Source organism: Paenibacillus sp. J22P15, assembly GCF_056269345.1.
Genome location: NZ_JBWDNT010000004.1, coordinates 327,819 through 345,215, shown reverse-complemented (window position 1 = coordinate 345,215; position 17,397 = coordinate 327,819). Strand labels below are relative to the sequence as shown.

At 45.7% G+C, this 17,397-nt stretch carries 23 protein-coding genes; 4 read left to right on the top strand and 19 right to left on the bottom strand.

Annotated elements, in window-relative coordinates:
- Nucleotides 1–18: 18 nt before the first annotated feature.
- From accB to AC0YN6_RS12650, 10 genes are all read right to left on the bottom strand, one after another.
- Nucleotides 19–510 (bottom strand): acetyl-CoA carboxylase biotin carboxyl carrier protein, encoded by a 492-nt coding sequence (accB, locus tag AC0YN6_RS12695; RefSeq protein WP_475747204.1) that lies wholly within the window; start codon nt 508–510, stop codon nt 19–21.
- 244 nt (nt 511–754) lie between these two features.
- Nucleotides 755–1,372 carry a SpoIIIAH-like family protein gene (locus tag AC0YN6_RS12690; protein WP_475747203.1) on the bottom strand — a complete coding sequence of 206 codons (618 nt, stop codon included), beginning with the start codon at nt 1,370–1,372 and terminating at the stop codon, nt 755–757.
- A 31-nt stretch (nt 1,373–1,403) separates the two neighbouring features.
- Complete coding sequence (spoIIIAG, locus tag AC0YN6_RS12685) at nt 1,404–2,036, bottom strand: stage III sporulation protein AG (RefSeq protein ID WP_475747202.1); 633 nt, start codon at nt 2,034–2,036, stop codon at nt 1,404–1,406.
- Nucleotides 2,037–2,067: 31 nt separating this feature from the next.
- Nucleotides 2,068–2,823 (bottom strand): stage III sporulation protein AF, encoded by a 756-nt coding sequence (spoIIIAF, locus tag AC0YN6_RS12680; protein ID WP_475747201.1) that lies wholly within the window; start codon nt 2,821–2,823, stop codon nt 2,068–2,070.
- Nucleotides 2,824–2,840: 17 nt separating this feature from the next.
- Nucleotides 2,841–4,088, bottom strand: a complete 1,248-nt coding sequence (spoIIIAE, locus tag AC0YN6_RS12675; RefSeq protein WP_475747200.1) for a stage III sporulation protein AE — start codon at nt 4,086–4,088, stop codon at nt 2,841–2,843.
- Nucleotides 4,089–4,093: 5 nt separating this feature from the next.
- Nucleotides 4,094–4,489, bottom strand: a complete 396-nt coding sequence (gene spoIIIAD, locus AC0YN6_RS12670) for a stage III sporulation protein AD (RefSeq protein ID WP_475747199.1) — start codon at nt 4,487–4,489, stop codon at nt 4,094–4,096.
- A gap of 39 nt (nt 4,490–4,528) precedes the next feature.
- Nucleotides 4,529–4,732, bottom strand: a complete 204-nt coding sequence (gene spoIIIAC / locus AC0YN6_RS12665) for a stage III sporulation protein AC (protein ID WP_475747198.1) — start codon at nt 4,730–4,732, stop codon at nt 4,529–4,531.
- Between the two features lie 15 nt (nt 4,733–4,747).
- On the bottom strand, nt 4,748–5,266 hold the full coding sequence (spoIIIAB, locus tag AC0YN6_RS12660; RefSeq protein ID WP_475747197.1) for a stage III sporulation protein SpoIIIAB: 519 nt from the start codon (nt 5,264–5,266) through the stop codon (nt 4,748–4,750).
- A complete protein-coding gene (spoIIIAA, locus tag AC0YN6_RS12655) occupies nt 5,263–6,312 on the bottom strand; it encodes a stage III sporulation protein AA (RefSeq protein ID WP_475747196.1) in 1,050 nt (349 codons plus the stop codon). The genes spoIIIAB and spoIIIAA overlap by 4 nt, the downstream gene beginning before the upstream one ends.
- A gap of 101 nt (nt 6,313–6,413) precedes the next feature.
- A complete protein-coding gene (locus AC0YN6_RS12650) occupies nt 6,414–6,680 on the bottom strand; it encodes a YqhV family protein (protein ID WP_475747195.1) in 267 nt (88 codons plus the stop codon).
- Nucleotides 6,681–6,816: 136 nt separating this feature from the next.
- Between AC0YN6_RS12650 and AC0YN6_RS12645 the strand changes: the two genes are divergently transcribed.
- Nucleotides 6,817–7,527, top strand: coding sequence for a 2-phosphosulfolactate phosphatase (locus AC0YN6_RS12645; protein WP_475747194.1), 711 nt, complete (start codon nt 6,817–6,819; stop codon nt 7,525–7,527).
- A gap of 79 nt (nt 7,528–7,606) precedes the next feature.
- On the opposite strand, the gene AC0YN6_RS12640 is transcribed toward AC0YN6_RS12645, so the two are convergent.
- From AC0YN6_RS12640 to AC0YN6_RS12620, 5 genes are all read right to left on the bottom strand, one after another.
- The gene (locus AC0YN6_RS12640) at nt 7,607–8,860 is read right to left on the bottom strand and encodes an aspartate kinase (RefSeq protein ID WP_475747193.1); all 1,254 of its coding nucleotides are present in this window, start codon (nt 8,858–8,860) and stop codon (nt 7,607–7,609) included.
- A gap of 128 nt (nt 8,861–8,988) precedes the next feature.
- Nucleotides 8,989–9,546: an elongation factor P gene (gene efp, locus AC0YN6_RS12635; protein WP_475747192.1), complete on the bottom strand. Its 558-nt coding sequence runs from the start codon at nt 9,544–9,546 to the stop codon at nt 8,989–8,991.
- Nucleotides 9,547–9,574: 28 nt separating this feature from the next.
- Nucleotides 9,575–10,648, bottom strand: a complete 1,074-nt coding sequence (locus AC0YN6_RS12630) for a M24 family metallopeptidase (RefSeq protein ID WP_475747191.1) — start codon at nt 10,646–10,648, stop codon at nt 9,575–9,577.
- A 22-nt stretch (nt 10,649–10,670) separates the two neighbouring features.
- The gene (gene aroQ / locus AC0YN6_RS12625) at nt 10,671–11,114 is read right to left on the bottom strand and encodes a type II 3-dehydroquinate dehydratase (RefSeq protein ID WP_475747190.1); all 444 of its coding nucleotides are present in this window, start codon (nt 11,112–11,114) and stop codon (nt 10,671–10,673) included.
- 92 nt (nt 11,115–11,206) lie between these two features.
- Nucleotides 11,207–11,713, bottom strand: coding sequence for a YqhR family membrane protein (locus AC0YN6_RS12620; RefSeq protein WP_475747189.1), 507 nt, complete (start codon nt 11,711–11,713; stop codon nt 11,207–11,209).
- Between the two features lie 216 nt (nt 11,714–11,929).
- Between AC0YN6_RS12620 and AC0YN6_RS12615 the strand changes: the two genes are divergently transcribed.
- Together AC0YN6_RS12615 and AC0YN6_RS12610 are read left to right on the top strand one after the other, a co-directional pair.
- The gene (locus tag AC0YN6_RS12615; protein WP_475747188.1) at nt 11,930–12,892 is read left to right on the top strand and encodes a DUF1385 domain-containing protein; all 963 of its coding nucleotides are present in this window, start codon (nt 11,930–11,932) and stop codon (nt 12,890–12,892) included.
- A 31-nt stretch (nt 12,893–12,923) separates the two neighbouring features.
- Nucleotides 12,924–13,241 carry a hypothetical protein gene (locus AC0YN6_RS12610; RefSeq protein ID WP_475747187.1) on the top strand — a complete coding sequence of 106 codons (318 nt, stop codon included), beginning with the start codon at nt 12,924–12,926 and terminating at the stop codon, nt 13,239–13,241.
- Between the two features lie 66 nt (nt 13,242–13,307).
- Here the strand turns inward: AC0YN6_RS12610 and mntR are convergent, their stop codons facing one another.
- Complete coding sequence (gene mntR / locus AC0YN6_RS12605) at nt 13,308–13,730, bottom strand: transcriptional regulator MntR (protein WP_475747186.1); 423 nt, start codon at nt 13,728–13,730, stop codon at nt 13,308–13,310.
- A gap of 211 nt (nt 13,731–13,941) precedes the next feature.
- Between mntR and splB the strand changes: the two genes are divergently transcribed.
- Complete coding sequence (gene splB / locus AC0YN6_RS12600) at nt 13,942–15,009, top strand: spore photoproduct lyase (RefSeq protein ID WP_475747185.1); 1,068 nt, start codon at nt 13,942–13,944, stop codon at nt 15,007–15,009.
- 8 nt (nt 15,010–15,017) lie between these two features.
- On the opposite strand, the gene AC0YN6_RS12595 is transcribed toward splB, so the two are convergent.
- The 3 genes from AC0YN6_RS12595 to AC0YN6_RS12585 are packed head-to-tail and all read right to left on the bottom strand — an operon-like array spanning nt 15,018 to nt 17,352.
- Nucleotides 15,018–15,731, bottom strand: coding sequence for a cytochrome c biogenesis CcdA family protein (locus AC0YN6_RS12595; RefSeq protein ID WP_475747184.1), 714 nt, complete (start codon nt 15,729–15,731; stop codon nt 15,018–15,020).
- Nucleotides 15,732–15,752: 21 nt separating this feature from the next.
- Complete coding sequence (locus AC0YN6_RS12590; protein WP_475747183.1) at nt 15,753–16,562, bottom strand: metal ABC transporter permease; 810 nt, start codon at nt 16,560–16,562, stop codon at nt 15,753–15,755.
- A complete protein-coding gene (locus tag AC0YN6_RS12585; protein ID WP_475747481.1) occupies nt 16,546–17,352 on the bottom strand; it encodes a metal ABC transporter ATP-binding protein in 807 nt (268 codons plus the stop codon). Before AC0YN6_RS12585 ends, AC0YN6_RS12590 begins: the two co-directional genes overlap by 17 nt.
- Between the last annotated feature and the right edge of the window lie 45 nt (nt 17,353–17,397).

Here is a 17,397-nt window from a genome sequence, read left to right as displayed (position 1 = left end):
GGACGTTAACTCTCTACATTATTCTGGCTTTACAAGGAACAATGGCTGGCCGTACTCTACGAGTTGACCGTTAGATACCAAGATTTCCACGATTTCGCCACGAACTTCAGCTTCGAGTTCATTCATCAGCTTCATAGCTTCCAAGATACAAACGACGCTCTTATCATTTACGCGATCACCAATTTTCACGAAAGCACCTGCTTCCGGAGTCGGCGAACTGTAGAAAGTACCTACCATTGGGGATACGATCTGATGCAAATGGTCTGTTGAAGGACGAGCTGGTGCTGCTTCTTGAACAGCTTGAGGCTGCGCTGCTGGAACGGCTGGCTGAGCTTGTAAAGGTGCAGGCGCGTATGTATGCGTAATTGGAGCCGCTTGCACATTTACTACTTCTGTTTTGCCAGGCTTGCGAATGAGCAGACGAGTCCCTTCGTTTTCGATTTCCAGCTCATGAACGGAAGTTTGATCAACCAATTTGATCAACTCTTTGATCTCGCTCAATTTGAACATGAATATTTTCACTCCTTAAATTTGCGATAGCAAGACTGCTTTCATGACTTGTAAACATTAATGGTGTCCTAGTCAGTATAACCATTTCTTTCACATAACGTTTAACATTATATCATAAACAAGCCTGAACACGAATCATTTTTTGTATAATAGAGGTTGCTGGCAAAAAAAAAGGCCTTGCCGCCTCCAGCTAATCTGCTGTAACGACAAGACCTTTTGTCCATATTAGAACATTTGATACTGCTTATGGGATGTATCGAACAGATACTTGTTCTGCATCCACTTCCATCGTACTCATGACCAGCTTTATGATGTCAGCTGCTTGTTTTTTCTCCAATTTATCGCTAGAGACAACCACATTGAATTTATTGCTTTGCTCATCGATAACTACTTTTTCATACTGCTTCAACAACTCTGATTCAATGCTAGTTAATTTCGAATTTTTCTCTTCCAACATTTCAAGCTCAGCTATTGCAGCAGATGCCTCTTCCGGTTTGTTCAACGTATCGTTGATAGCCGCCATGATACGATTGTCTTCTTCCGTATTCTTCAAATCCCTCTTCATAAGAAGCTCGCTGAACACTCCGCCTGCCGCTAAACCTTGCGAATCGATTTGTTCCAGCACCGCTTTGTCGGCTTCACTCAAAGCCTCTTCACCTATTGGCTGCTCCACCTCGTTTGCAACTATCCCATTACCGTTTGCCGCAGCCTCAGTTGCATTTTGTGCAGTTTGTTCTGTTTGCGTACCATCAGTGAGCACTTCAGGAGTTTCCACATCTTGCGTGAATAAATAATACGCGGATAATACCACCATTAAGCTGAGCATTGATACGAGCCATACTGTTTGTCTTTTCGTGTTCATGAGAACACCCTCCCCATCGATTCAAATTGGTTTATTGTTTGCTTGGTATTACTGAAATTCGATTAACAGGTACGTTTATGCCCTTCCCCACCGCATCCGTGATGAGTCGTCTTACCGTTGCGTTTTCAGCACCTTTGGCGACGATGAGAATACCGCGTATACGCGGATTAATCGTTTTAACGATGATTGGCTTCTGATCTCCCGATACCTCGTACAGCACGACCTTTCCATCTTTGGTTATCGAGGTGATATGCCTCTTGCCGCCGTTTGGATCATTCTCGTCTGTTATCTGCTCGGATACCTGCCCATCTTTCTCATAAATGATCTCTTCCGTAGAATCGACCGTTACGAGCACATCAACTGTTCCCACACCGACAATTTTTTCGAGTATTTCCTTCAGCCTCGCCTCTAAAGGATGCTCAATTGCAGTGAACAAGGAGCTGCCGGATGACACCGAATTATTCCAAGCAGCCTCGGTTTGAGGCGGCGGATTCGGGTCCTGCACAGAGGGTTCAACTTGCTTATATGTTAAAAAAGAGTTCATAATCATTAGCGCTGCGCCAATCCCCCCAACGATTAGCAATATTCGCAGCGTCCGTACTCGCTTTGGACCGCTGGGACCGCCGCCAACCGCTGATTCTATGCCTTCGAGCCATTTGGCCACCGCGCCTTACCTCCTCTCCATTCCTATCCTCTTACTTCACTGCTTGTTTATCTGCCGGCTGCCTTATAACAATCTGTTCTTCAGGGACACCCCAGCCCTTTGCAATCAGGCTGCTAATCGCAGCTGATACAGAAGGATCAGCCCTTGACCAACGCCCATCCGTTTTCTCCTTTTCCGTTGATACGTTCAGATCGTCTTCTTCTGCTTTTCCAACTGGCAACGAACCTTTATCATTCATTGGCGCGATTTCAACATCCACAATCACAGGCTGTACAGCTTCCACAGCAGCACCCTCCTTCGTTAATCCACTTTTCTTATCTATCGCTTCAAGAGTAACTGTTATTTGGCTGATATATGGCGTTTGATTACCTTGCACCAAAACCCACTTCAGCATCGCATCCACCTCAGCAACAGGAGCAGCCGTTCGTTCGAGCAATTCATTTCGAATAGATGCTTCCAATGTTCGTTCCATCAATCTAGCAGCTTCTAGATTTCGCTTCTGACTCATGGCTTCGGCATCCTGCTTGATTTGATTTAGCCCGTTCATCTGTATCTCACCCGACATAGCCGTTTTGCTCCAGTTCTCCATTCCTTCATCCAGCTTCGCTCCAATGTCGCTTTGTATGAGCTTTAATATGGGAGAGAGTATCGTGAGCAGAATGAACAAACCGACTACAAGACGAGCGTAGCGCTGCATGGCTTTGTTCGGCAGCAGAAGTTCGACGAACACTGCCAGCAGAATCACTGCGATGATGTCTCTCAGCCAATCGCTTAACCAAGCAACCACAGCTCTCGTCTCCTTCCTTACCTGACCATCATCGCTGCATTGCCTGCAGTCAAAATGATTGTAACCGCGAGAAAAAACATTAGACTGACAGCAGCCAAAGCTGCAAATACGAAAATCATCGTCTTGCCGATCGTCTCTAGGCAGGTAACAATCGGCGAATCTCCCAGCGGCTGCATGACAGCAGCTGCAATGTTATAAATAAGCGCCAGCGTCAATATTTTGAGTGCAGGGAATGCGCTGATGAATAGCAGAATAATAACACCTGCTAAACCAATTGCATTTTTTGCAAGCATAGAAGCCGAAATTACCGTATCTGCCGCATCGGAGAACATTCTCCCTACGACAGGAACGAAATTACCTGTTACGAATTTAGCCGTTCGCAGCGTGACCCCGTCGGTTACTGCTCCTGTCGCACCTTGTACGGAAATGACTCCTAGAAATATCGTCAGCAGCACACCCATTACGCCTACTGCAATGTTACGCAACAGATTGGCAAGCTGGGTAACTTTGAATTTTTCCGATAAGGCGCTTGTGATATGAAGCACGGCCGAGAAGAACAGCAGTGGAAATACGAGCGTGTATATTAGAGTTCCAACGGCATGGATCATGAATATGATCAACGGGTGCAATACGGAAACGGTGACCACATTGCCCATGGATGCAAGCAGGGTAAGCAGCAGCGGCACCATTGCAAGCATAAATTGAATCATGCTTTCGATTGCGCCTTTGGCATAACCAATCGCAACATGGAAGCTATTTACCGCGATAATGATCAGCACCATATACGTAATGGAGTATGCAACCTTACTGACTGCATTCCGTTCAAAAGCATTTTGCATCGTCTCCAGAACCATACTGAACACTGTCAGCATGACAATAGTTACAAGCAGCTTGCCGTTGTAGAGCACCTCATGCCACAAATACCGCAGCAGTCCTTTCAGCATGTCCGTAAACTTAAGGCCCTCGCCGCCTGGCATAATCATTTCCACAAAGCTTGGAATTTTCTGCTCTGGGAAATAACCGCCGTATTCGCTTCGGAGATTATTCCAATAGGTCTCAACCGCATTCGTTTCTAGTGCGCCAAGCTGCTGAGTCGCCAGCTCCTTAGAGAGCTTCTCAGCTTGGACTTGATTATCCAAAGCTGGTTCTGCGCTCTCGCCGCTTATCGCATAAGTGACCGTAGGAGCGATGGAGAAAAGGAGCATTGACATCAAGATGAACAGCAACAGCTTGGCTCGATCTCGTGCAGGAGTGAGCTTAATCATTCGCTTCACCCCCCCTCCGGCAAGAGCCCGATCACCGTCTCGACAATGACGCTTATAATAGGAACGGCCATTACGAGAATAAACACTTTGCCGGCAAATTCGATTTTTGATGCAATTCCCTCTTGTCCTGCATCTCTGACGATCTGCGCTCCAAACTCAGCGATATACGCGATTCCGATTATTTTCAAGATTGTCTTTAAGTAAATGGAAGGGATACCTGATCGATTAGCCAGATCCTCAAGCACAGAAATGACAATTTCGATTTTGCCGATCAAATACAGGAATATATACAATCCTGTAAATGCGGCGAGCAGAAAAGCGAACATCGGCTTTTGCTCTCGAACGACAAGTATGAGTACCGTTGCCATCAGACCCAGACCAACGATTTGAATCATTTCCATTTCGCTCACCTGCTTGCATGCTCGTCTAAATTACGACGTCTACTGAAACAAAAAAATCGCTTTGATTTCCTGGAACAACTCATTCAGCATTCGAACAACCATAAACAACACGACAACAAAACCAATTAGTGTTACCCAGTGCGCCATATCTTCCTTTCCCATTTGCTTAAGCACAGAATGTATCATTGCGATAACAATTCCGATTCCGGCAATTTGGAAAATGGCGCTCACATCCATGTTCATCAGTGCGGCACCCCACTACACCATCAAAATGACGACCAGCACAGCGATCAAAATACCGAGGCTTTTCCACATTTTCTCGTAACGCCCCTGATCGTCTCTCGCTGAGTCCTCCTCAGCCTTCAACTGCAATAACGCGAGATGAATATGTTTGATTTGATCTTCCTTATCGCTTATCCCTAGCGTCGAGCCAAGTCGAATGAGTATGGCTTGCTCGTTTAGTCGCATTGATGTTATATCCCATTGCGACTTTATCGCTTGCTCCCAACTGTCGCTGAAAGTGAAGCTTTCGGTTTCCCAGACACCGCTTGCCGCCTTACGAAATATGGTCGCCAGCGGCTCTGGAGAGGCCGCCGCTGTTCTTTCTAGTGCCTCTGGCAAAGGGGTATGACCATAACCAATCTCTGTCTCCAACCGCTGCAGCGCATGTGCGAGCTGTCTTAGCTGCCTTGGACGTTCTGCGAATTTCGATGCTTGCTGGAAGCCGATCATCGTGCCTGCAAATAAAATCAAAACGGCGCCTAGCAGCTTAATCACGGGTCACCAGCTCGGTATCGCCCAGAGAAAGCAGGAGCAGGATCCACTAGCGAGCGATTCGAGGACGTAATCACTCTAGATGGAGCTCGTTCAGCGATGGCTTCTGCAGGAACAACGCGGTGCATGATTCCTTGTTCAGTACGTTTCAGCTCAACAACGTACTTAAACGCTCCTTCTTCAAGCAGCTTCAGCAGCACGGGTCTGCCTTTGGCATCCTGTAAATCGTAGGCATGGGCAGTGGCGACCACGCTAATTCCTGCATGACTTGCTTCACGAATGGCTTCTCCATCCTCAGGTCTTCCGATCTCATCGATGATCATCACCTCCGGTGACATCGAACGGAGCAGCATCATCATACCTTCAGCTTTGGGACAAGCATCCATCACATCAGTTCTTGGCCCGACATCAAATGTAGGAATGCCGCGAACGCAGGCTGCGATCTCCGAACGCTCATCAACAATTCCTACCTTTCTTCCTTGCCAACCGCTTGCTTCAAGTGTAGGCCACAAGCCATAGCTTACCGATCTGGCGATATCCCGTACGAGTGTCGTCTTTCCTTGCTGCGGCGGCGCTAGTATTAAAGTGGAATGCAACGTTTTCCTTGTACGGTCGAGCAGCTTAGGCAAGAGCAGCGTGCTCGCACCGACCACCTCTCTGGCTACACGTATATTGAATGCGCCTATATCGCGAATCCCGCGTACGGCCCCGCTATCCAATATCGTCCTGCCAGCTAGTCCAATCCGGTGACCGCCCGAGACTGTTATAAACCCTCTCCTCAGCTCCTCCTCCATTGCATACAAGGAATAGTTGGTAATGCGTTCGAGAAGCTTGCGGCATGTATCTGCAGAGGGCTTGTATGCTCCATCTGCCGTTTGTCTAAGCGTCCCGTCAATCATCATAAATCGAGACTGTCCGCGTAATCCTATTTCAAGCGGTCGTCCCTCTCGAATCCGAATCTCCTCCAGCTGCTCTTGCATTTGTTCAGGAAGGCGCTCTAGCAGCGTCTTCAGTTCCAAAGGCAATAAGTGTACAACGCGTGCCAGCATGTGATCACTCCTCCGGATGTTTGTCCTTCGTAGTTCCTATTTGTATGCTTGTATTGCGAAAATATGTCTGCTCCGTTTCACATTTGCTAGAGTTGAATCTATTATTTTTTTAAAATACCGATCATCAAACAAATTACACCTGCCCCTACCCAAAGAAACTTCGAAGGAGACAGCTTATCGGACATCCCGACCAGTCCGACGGTTGTTGTCGCAATGAGAATGAGCGGGCCTACTAAAGCAAGCGAAGAGTTTACAACTAACGCTTTGTCAATTTGATTCATCCGAAGCATCAGCAGAGCAGCGCAAATTTCGATCGTTCCTGAAGTCAGCCGAAGCGATGCCATCGTCATTACAACTTTATTAAGCATGGAAAGATAACCTCCCTTCATCAATACCGCTTTTGTTTAATCATATGCTGGCTTGTCTGCCTTTCATTCCGGACACCAGCAGATAGATAGGCGCATATGATATGGCACCTAGTTTGAGAAAGGCGGAATAACTACGATGCAAGTACAGGTAATATCTAGTGTAAACGAGGCCAGCTCCGCAAGATTTACTCATAAAACAGCGATTATTATCGACGTGCTGCGAGCGACAAGCACGATCGTAACCGCTATCGCCGCAGGAGCTTTATGCATTATTCCCGCCGAAACGGTGATGGAGGCCCGCGCACTTCAGCGTCCGGGAGATTTGCTTGGCGGTGAGCGTTTTTGCCGTAAAATCGCTGGTTTTGATCTTGGCAACTCGCCTGAGGAGTATACGGAACAGGTCGTCGCAGGCAAAAGAATCGTATTGACGACTACGAATGGTACTAGAGCGATTCATAAATCAATGAGAGCCGATCATGTGCTTACAGCATCCCTGCTAAATGCGGAGGCATGCGCTCGCTCGGCAATTGAACTGCGGAGGGACGTTGTTATTTTGTGCGCGGGAAGTCATGATGAATTTGCAATTGAGGACGGCTTATGCGCCGGTCTTGTACTTGATAGACTTCAAGCTATAAGCCATGTTGCAATAGAGATGGATGACTTCGGCTCTGCAATGCTCGCTCTGTATCGGAATCGATCTGCTCATGTGAAAGAAACCATTATGAACGGAATGACAGGAAAAAAAATAATGAAGCTCGGGATGAAAAAAGATATAGAGGCATGTTCTGCTATCGATATTTTCCGAGAAGTTCCGCGTTTGAATGGGGATCAACTAACGAGATCATGATCGGCTGCATGGAAAAGCAGACAACAACAAAAAGGCACGCTCCCTAAATGGGGAACGTGCCTTTATTATGCTTATTCGTTTAACGACGATCCTGCGGTCCGCCGACAAAAGCTTGCTCAGCTGTATCAAGACCATATGCGGTATGAAGCGCAAGCACAACATCTCGCAGTGGCTCTGCGTTAATCACGCATGAACATTTAATTTCAGAAGTGCTCACCATCTTGATGCTTACGCCAAGTGTAGAAATCGTCGCGAACATTTTCGCTGCTACACCTGGGTTGCTTACCATGCCTGCACCTACAATAGATATCTTAACAAGATCCGATTCCGATGTTGTTTCACGGAAAGGAACGATGCCGCGAATTCCTTCGATTACTGAAATTGCTTTATCCTTGTCATCACCTGAAACAGTGAAGGAGAAATCAGCTTTGCCGTCCTGTACACCGCTTTGTACGATAATGTCGACGTCGATGCCATTGCTTGCTAGAGCACCAAACACATTGGCAAGCACGCCAGGAACGTCCTCAACACCCATAATGCTTATTCTTGCTACATTTTTGTCAAACGCGATGCCGCGAACGACCACGCCTTGCTCCATGACCGCTTCCTCCTTCACACATGTACCTTCGTTTTGAGTAAAGCTCGAACGCACAACCAGCTTAACATTGTTATGCTTCGCATATTCAACTGCACGCGGGTGCAATACTGCTGAACCTAGATTAGCAAGCTCAAGCATTTCATCATACGAAATCTCGTTTAGCTTGCGTGCATTTTTAACTATGCGGGGATCGGTAGAGTATACGCCATCAACATCGGTATAAATCTCGCAAACATCTGCTTTCATCGCAGCTGCCATTGCAACTGCTGTGGTGTCAGAGCCGCCGCGACCGAGCGTCGTGATTTCTCCATCTTCCGTCATCCCTTGGAAGCCTGCAATAATGGCTACATTACCTTCTTCAAGAGCTTTGAACACGCGCTCTGGATGAATATTAGTCATCTTTGCTTTTCCGTGCATCGCTTCTGTACGAATACCTGCTTGCCATCCCGTAAAGGAAACGGCCTTGGCTCCAAGCTGGTTTACAGTCATCGATAGCAAAGCTATCGAAATCTGCTCTCCTACGGTTAATAGCATATCCATTTCCCGCGCCGGCGGATTTGGATTAAGCTGCTTCGACTGATCGATTAAATCGTCTGTCGTATCGCCCATGGCAGAAACGACAACAACGATATCATTGCCCTCTTGCTGTCTCTCAATTATACGTTTCGCTACACGCTGCATCCGCTCCGGCGTTCCTACAGAGCTGCCGCCAAACTTCATCACTATCAACGACAAAGCCGATTCACTCCTAACCCTGACATGTACATACAAGTCAATATTATATCACATTGAAGTCCTCATTGGGTATATTCTCTTACAAAAAAACCGTCCGAATATATACGGACGGTTAATCAAGCTGCCTGCTAAGCGCGCGAGATGTATTTGCCTTCACGAGTATCGATCAGCAAAACGTCGCCTTCATTAATGAACAGAGGAACTTGAACGTTATGGCCAGTTTCAACCTTAGCTGTTTTTGTTGCGCCTTGCGCTGTATTGCCCTTCACGCCTGGCTCTGTTTCAATAACTTTCAGCTCTACGCTGTTTTGCATTTGAATACCAAGAATTTCACCTTGATAGCTCGAAATGTTTACGTTCATGTTTTCTTTCAGGAAGTTAAGCTCCCACTCAAGCTGTTTCTTGTCCAAGTTGAATTGGTCAAACGTCTCGTTATCCATAAATGTGTACTCTGAACCAGAGTTGTACAAATATTGTACTTCACGGTTTTCGATAATCGCGCGACCAATGCTCTCGCCTGCACGGAACGTTTTCTCAACAACGTTTCCGTTGCGAAGGTTTTTCAGCTTAGAGCGAACGAATGCAGCGCCTTTACCGGGCTTAACGTGCTGAAAGTCAAGAACTGTAAAAATATCTGTGTCTACTTGCACGGTCAAGCCTGTTTTAAAATCGTTTACTGAAATCATTGCTGATTCCCTCCTGAATGAATAGTCCTTAACCCAGAGTGATTAGATCCTTCGGGGATGAGGTTAATATTTTAATACCGGTTTCAGTAATAACGATGTCATCCTCAATGCGCACGCCGCCGAAGCCTGGTACGTAAATGCCGGGTTCTACCGTAACTGTCATGCCGGGGGTTAAAATCGTTTCGCTAAATTTGGACAATCTAGGCGCTTCGTGAATCTCCATGCCTAGTCCATGTCCGGTACCATGTCCAAATAGATCGCCATAGCCGTATTTCGTAATAATATCGCGAGTCAGCGCATCCGCTTCACGACCGGTCATGCCTGGCTTAATATGCTCAAGAGCGTGTAATTGCGCTTCAAGCACGATATTGTAAATCTCGAGATGCTTAGCTGTCGGTATTCCGACCACGACTGTCCGAGTCAAATCAGAGCAATAGCCGTTAAAATAAGCTCCAAAATCAAGCTTTACAAACTCATTATTACCAATAATACGATCACTTGCTACTCCATGCGGCAGCGCCGAGCGCTCACCCGATGCTACAATCGTATCGAAGGAAGAAGAAGTCGCGCCATGACTGCGCATATAAACTTCCATTTCAAGTGCGATATCTGTTTCACGGACTCCTGGACGGATCAGCTTCAATATATGATTGAAGGTGCTGTCCGCAAGATCAGCAGCCTCCTGCATAATTTGCAGCTCAGCCTCGTCCTTAATGTATCGGAGCTGTTCAACCAAGCCAGATGCAGGCTCAAGAGTGATGCCGTCTAATGTCTTCGACCAAGCTGTAAATTCACTGAATACAACATGGTCTTGTTCAAAAGCAAGCTTCGACAGTTTTTGCTGTCTTAACAGCTCGAGCACATCCGCAAGCGGGTTTGCCCCATGCTCAACAATTTGAAAGTTAACCGCCTGCTGCGGCGCTTGCGTGCGATAGCGGAAATCCGTAAGCAAATAACTTTCACTTTGTGTGATCAACACCATACCTGACGAACCAGTGAATCCGCTTATGTAGCGACGGTTATACTCGCTTCCAATTAGTATCGCTTCAAAGCAATGTTCTTCCATCAGCTGCCGAAGTCGTTTTACTCTATCGTTTGCCATAACCGCATCACCCTTTCTTAACTCATTGCTTTTTGTTCAAGTGACGAACGAGCGCGGTAAGCCCAAGCACATAGCTGTCAGACCCAAATCCAGCAATTTGACCGACTGCAATTGCAGCAACGACGGACACATGACGGAACGCTTCTCTCTTGTGAATGTTCGACATATGCACCTCGATGATCGGCAAACCAACCGTACTAAGCGCGTCGCGCAGCGCGTAGCTGTAATGGGTCCAAGCACCAGGATTAATGACGATACCGTCTGCCTTGCCGTACGCACTATGTATTCGATCAATCATATCGCCCTCATGATTCGTTTGGAAAAACTCAACAGAGACGCCAAGCGTCTCGGCCTTATCCTTCAAGAGCGATTCGATGTCTGCAAGTGTTTCTGTCCCGTATACACTAGGCTCACGAATGCCGAGCATATTTAAGTTCGGTCCGTTCAAAACAACAATTTTGTGCATGAATGCACCTCCCAAGCAACCGAATCCATCATATGTTCAAAGATCATTAGCCATTTTACCACAAATGTCTGCCGCTTGAGAAGTAGAACTCTTTACTGAGCTCTAATTGGCTCCCTCTCTGCTTCATCTGTGAACTCAAAAGCAATGGAATAACCAATGAATACACCCCACAATAGAAAGACGCACAGCTCCGTGAAAAGGGTATTCCAGCCCGCCTTTGTGATGCCTTCCATTATGCCGAGCATTGGGCCTACTGCAATAAAAAGTATCGCCCACCACACCGCCCCGTACACAATGCCTGGCCAAGGTCCTCGCATTTTGCCAAGCAATATTTTATAAAGGAAAGCTGCAGCTATTGAAAAAATAACGAAGGCTCCTATTCCCACTACCTCTCCCCAGCCTGTCTTAAGAAAGGATTCCTTAAAGAACGGATCTGCTGCGAAGCCCGGCAGCACCTTCGTAAAATTCATTTCGTAAAACAACCAGCGTACTACACCCCATATTAAGCCTGCAAAAAAACCAATTTGGAGTGAGTAAAGCCATGGATTTGTTACATGCTCTTCCTGATCATTGTGATTTCGCTGATTTTTATTGGCCATTATGCAACACCTCCATTTCTATTTCCATTGTTGTCCGAATTAGTATGTGAAATAATGACGAACCGTAACCGCATGTTACCATTATTACGCCTCTCACTTCCTTTATGCTGACGTTGGCAATTGACTGATAGATCAAGTACAATAGACTTACTAAGTTATAGGTACATTCGTCGTAACAGCTAAGACGATATTCCACTCAAGGAAGGTGACAAGCACTTGCCGCAAGACTCCCGAAGCATATATGGCGGACAAGCAGTTATTGAAGGCGTTATGTTTGCAGGTAAACATGTTAACGTAACAGCTGTCCGGCGCAAGAATGATGAAATCGTATTTTATGAGGTACCGCGTACAACCAAGAGCTGGATTCAAGCTCTAAAGAAAATCCCGCTCGTCCGAGGTGTTGTAGGCATTCTAGAGTCTAGCGCCAAAGGCTCGCAGCATTTGAACTTCTCTATGGAAGCTTATGCGGAGGACGAAGCTGGTGAGGAAAAGGAAACGCTCAAGACTGAACCTGCTGCCGTAGTCAAGGAAGAGAAAAAGCAGGGCTGGAGCCTCAGCATGGTCGTTGGCGTAGCCGTCGCCGGTGTTTTATCCTTTATTTTCGGAAAACTTATTTTTACCGCAGCACCTGCTGCACTTGAAGAGCTTTTGTTCTCAGGGGTATTTGAAAGTAAAATCGGTCATAATTTGTTAGAAGGACTCATCAAAATCATTTTGTTGCTTGCTTATTTATATTTCATCTCCATGACGCCGATCATCAAACGGTTGTTCCAATACCATGGAGCGGAGCATAAAGTAATTAGCACCTATGAAGCCGGCGAAGAGCTTACGATACGAAATGTACAGAAATACAGCCGCCTTCATTATCGTTGTGGATCAAGCTTTATCGTATTCACCGTAATAGTCGGTGTTGTTGTCTACTCGCTTCCTATCTTTACTTGGGATTCGATATGGGAACGCGTCTATATCCGTATCTTGCTGCTCCCTCTAGTGCTGGGTCTCTCGTATGAGGTGCTGCGCTGGACGAATGCTCTGCGTGATATCCCAGTGCTTCGCTACCTCGGTTATCCGGGTCTATGGCTGCAGCTGCTAACAACGAAAGAACCGCGTGATGAACAAGTGGCAGTATCCATCGCTTCCTTTAAACGCATGCTGGAACTTGACAAACAAATGAAATAATCTCTAATGATTATGGAAAGGCGGTATGACAATGAGCAGAATCCCAAGCAAATGGAATGTATGGTCCATCTCGTTTTTGGCGCTGCTGGTAATCGGTCTCGTATACAGCGTTATCAAGAGTCCGTTAACTTTTATTATTCCCATTGTGGTGCTTGGCGGCATTTTCTGGCTTTATAAATATCCGCCTTCTTTCTTAAGAGGATACAGCTCGCAGCAGGATCGAACACATGTAATACCAAAGCGCACTGCCGCTGGAAAATCGAAGTATAACAAGTCTCGTTCCAAAACCGTTCCGTTTCGTGTTATTGATGGCGGCAAGGAAGATGAAGACACCCCCAAATATCATTAACAATAAGAAAAAGGTCTGCGGCATTAATGCCGCAGACCTTTTTCTTATTGTTCGATTTAATATGTATTACTCGCCGTCCATTTCCGTCCGCAATGCGCGAAGCTCGTCCAACCGCTGAGAGTCTCTCCGGAAATATTCAACTAATGTTTCAATACAGGTTATAGAGTCCCAGCTAAGGTGATGCTCAATCCCTTCAACATCCTGATAAATATTTTCATCTTGTACGCCAATAGTCGTAAGGAATGACTCCAGCAGCTGATGCCGGTCAACGAGCCTTTTGCCCATTTTCTTTCCTTTATTGGTTAGCACAAGTCCGCGATACTTCTCATAGATCAAATAATTATCTTTATCGAGCTTTTGGATCATCTTAGTGACCGAGGATGGATGCACCTCAAGTCCTTCTGCTATGTCTGAGACACGTGCATAACCTTTTTCATCAATCAACTTATAAATTCTTTCCAAGTAGTCTTCCATGCTCGGTGTCGGCACTGAAGAACCCCCTAACCATACTTCTTCACCTTGTTTCGCAGGCGTTACTCATTGTATCATACACTGTTCATTGTATGCACCGCAACTTTATCTCCTTCTCAAAATGGATTTCAAATGATAAATGTCACTTAATCTTACCAGTTTCAGCATCGCTCATTCTCCGCACAATAGATGGATACTGCTACTGATTAATAATCTGGAGGAATGACCATTGAGCACAATTATCGTCGATCGTCCCAAACAAAATCGTTCCACCCTCTCCTTCGTTCCTGAGCTCGTTTATTTTGAACCATCTGCGCTCGATTATCCCAAAGGGCAAAAAATTTTTGAATGGGTCAAAAAAGAAGGCATTCCGTATCGCATGACGACCTCCCACAATCGAATCACTAATTTACCTGGCGATACCGAACTTGAACAATACAAATTCGCCAAAAGAACACTCGTCGTCGGTTTACGAAAAACATTGAAATTCGACACATCTAAGCCGTCGGCTGAGTATGCCATTCCCATTGCAACAGGTTGCATGGCACATTGTCATTATTGTTATTTGCAAACTACATTAGGCGCCAAGCCTTATATTCGTATCTATGTCAATATTGACGACATCCTGCAGGCAGCGCAAGGTTACATCGATGAGCGAAAACCTGAAATTACCCGCTTCGAAGCGGCGTGCACCTCTGATCCTGTCGGTCTTGAGCCCATTTCAGGCAGTCTTCGCGAACTTATTGATTTTATGGGAACACAAGCGCATGGCCGGCTCCGCTTCGTCACCAAATTTCACCATGTGGATTCCCTGCTCGATGCGAGCCACAATGGACATACGCGCATACGGTTTAGCGTAAACGCCAAACATGTGATCAAACATTTCGAGCCAGCTACTTCAAGTTTTGACCAGCGAATTGAGGCGGCTGCAAAGGTCGCTAGAGCCGGTTATCCAATGGGCTTTATCATCGCCCCTATTATTTGGCATGATGGCTGGGAGGATGGCTATGCAGAGCTTATATCCTCACTTGCAGACAAGCTCCCGCAGGATGTAACTAACGATCTGACATTTGAGCTTATTCAGCATCGGTTTACGAAAACAGCAAAAACGGTCATTGAAAAACGATATCCACGTACAAAGCTTGAAATGGACATTGAAAAACGAAAATACAAATGGGGACGCTGGGGACAAGGCAAATACGTTTACCCCGATGAACAAGCAAATGCGCTCCGCATGTATATATCGGAGCGCATCTTCGACCATTTTCCAGAAGCGAAAATTGAATATTTTACGTAGAATCTCGCTTAAAACTTAAGCCAATCTGGTGTAATCATATTTAGCCAAATCGTAATTTTCGTCATTTGATCCGTAAATAATAAAACACCCATCAAAATCATCACTACCCCGCCAACTTTCATAACGTTTGCGGAATATTTGAGAATCCATCTGGCTGTGCCAAGGAAAAAGGCTAATACAAAAAAAGGTATGGCAAAACCTAATGAGTATGCTGTCGTTAACTGAAACCAAGTACCTGGCTCAGACGCAGCAAGGCCCAAAATCGCCGTCAGTGCCGGTCCCGTACATGGCGTCCAGCCGGCTGAGAAGCCAATTCCGAAAATAAACGAGCTTGCATAGTTTGCTTTTTTCGGAATAAGATTCATTCTTCTTTCTTTCATGAGCAGCTGCGGTTGAAATAGTCCGATTAGGAATAATCCCATTAAAATAATTAAGATTGCGGATAATTGTCTAATAAGCTGCCTATACTCACTAAAAAACTCAGCGAACACATTCGTTCCGTACCCTAATGCATAATACACGGTACAGAAGCCCAAAATGAAAAACAGCGTGTGTGACATCGTTCGCATACGCTTTGGTTTTGCATTCGTGTTCCCCTTCAAATCGGCCACAGAAATACCCGTTATGTATGACAAATACGAGGGATAAAGCGGCAAACAGCAAGGAGATATGAATGAAGCAAAACCCGCGCCAAATGCCAGCCAAATGTTAATGTCTGACAAACCCTTTCACCCCAATTCTAATTAACTGCCTGGACGCACACCTCTGCGGAATACGAGCAGCAATAGCAACACAGTAATTAGCAGCAATACGATTGTACCGCCAGGCGCCAAATTCCAAACACCAGCGATGAGCAAGCCCAATACAACAGCAATCTCGCCTATAATGACGACTGTTATAACGCTTTGACGAAAGCTGCGAGCGATAACCAAGCTGCATGCGGCCGGTATGGTCAGCAATGCCGAAACAAGCAGCGCACCTACAATTTTAATAGATACACTAATAACAAGTGCAGTAAGCACGCTAATCATAACATTATAAAATTTGACGGGCAAGCCGCTAACTGCTGCAGCATCCTCGTCAAAGGTAAGCAAGAAAAGCTCCTTCACTTGCAGTCTAATCGCAATAAGAACGATAAGCGTAACGAAACCTATAACGTAAAGATCTGTCATGTTGAGCGTATAAATGCTTCCAAATAAATAGCTGTTTACATTGCTGTTAAAACCTTTTCCCAGCGTAAATAATAAAGACGCTAGTGCAACCCCGCCTGACATAATAATAGCGATGGACAACTCAGCATAGGATTTATATGCTTTTCTAAGTTTTTCAATAGCAAAGGATGCGATTATTGCGAATACAAATCCCATTGCTATCGGATAAACGCCAATCAAGAAACCTAGCGCTACGCCGGCAATAGACACATGGGATAACGTATCCCCAATCATCGAAAGTCTGCGAAGCACAAGAAATAAGCCTATTAGGGGAGCTGTTACGCCGATCAGAAGACCGCCAATTAGAGCTCTTTGAAAAAATTCACTAGTTACGATCTCCAATCAAAACAACCTCTTTCCTGCTCTCCATTTGTTCCCTAAGTCCTTTCAGACTATGTGCCAAATCATTTTCTACACAGTCCTGCGTTTCGTGCGAGTGTTTAATATGAAACTTCAATTTCCCATTTCCTGCAGCCGGCTCTTGTCCCAGATAGGAGCGTATCATTTCCAAATCATGAGAAACCATTAGAAATGTAATATTATGATGCTGATGCATGTGCTTGATCATATGAAAGAAGCTCTCCTGCGTCTCGGTATCTATCCCGACTGTAGGCTCATCCAATATAAGCAGCGATGGATTATTAATCAGTGCTCTAGCAAGAAATACACGCTGCTGCTGACCGCCCGAAAGCTGTCCAATACGTTTATCCTTTATATCTTCAATGCCCATTGCATGCAGAGCATCCTCACATTTCTTATGATCCATCCTATTTATTTTTTTAAACAGCTTGTTCCGCCCATAAAGTCCAGATAAAACTACTTCTCGAACGGTAGCCGGAAATAATGGATTCAACGTATTTTTCTGTGGAACGTAGCCGATTCGCTCCCATTGCTTAAATTTGTCTACTTTCTCTCCAAACAGCCGGATCGTGCCGCTGGTTGGCTTTAACAACCCAACAATCATCCGCAGTAAAGTCGTTTTCCCAGCGCCATTCGTACCGATCAATCCGATAAAATCTCGTTCCTTCACCGCGAAGCTCAGATTCGAAATGACAGTCTGCTGTTGAAAAGAAAAGGAGACGTCCTCCAATGAAATAACCTCTTGGTGGCAGCTAGCCTCAGCATTTGTCATTTGATTTGATTGCGCCATAATTTCTCTCCTCATAGCAATACGGAG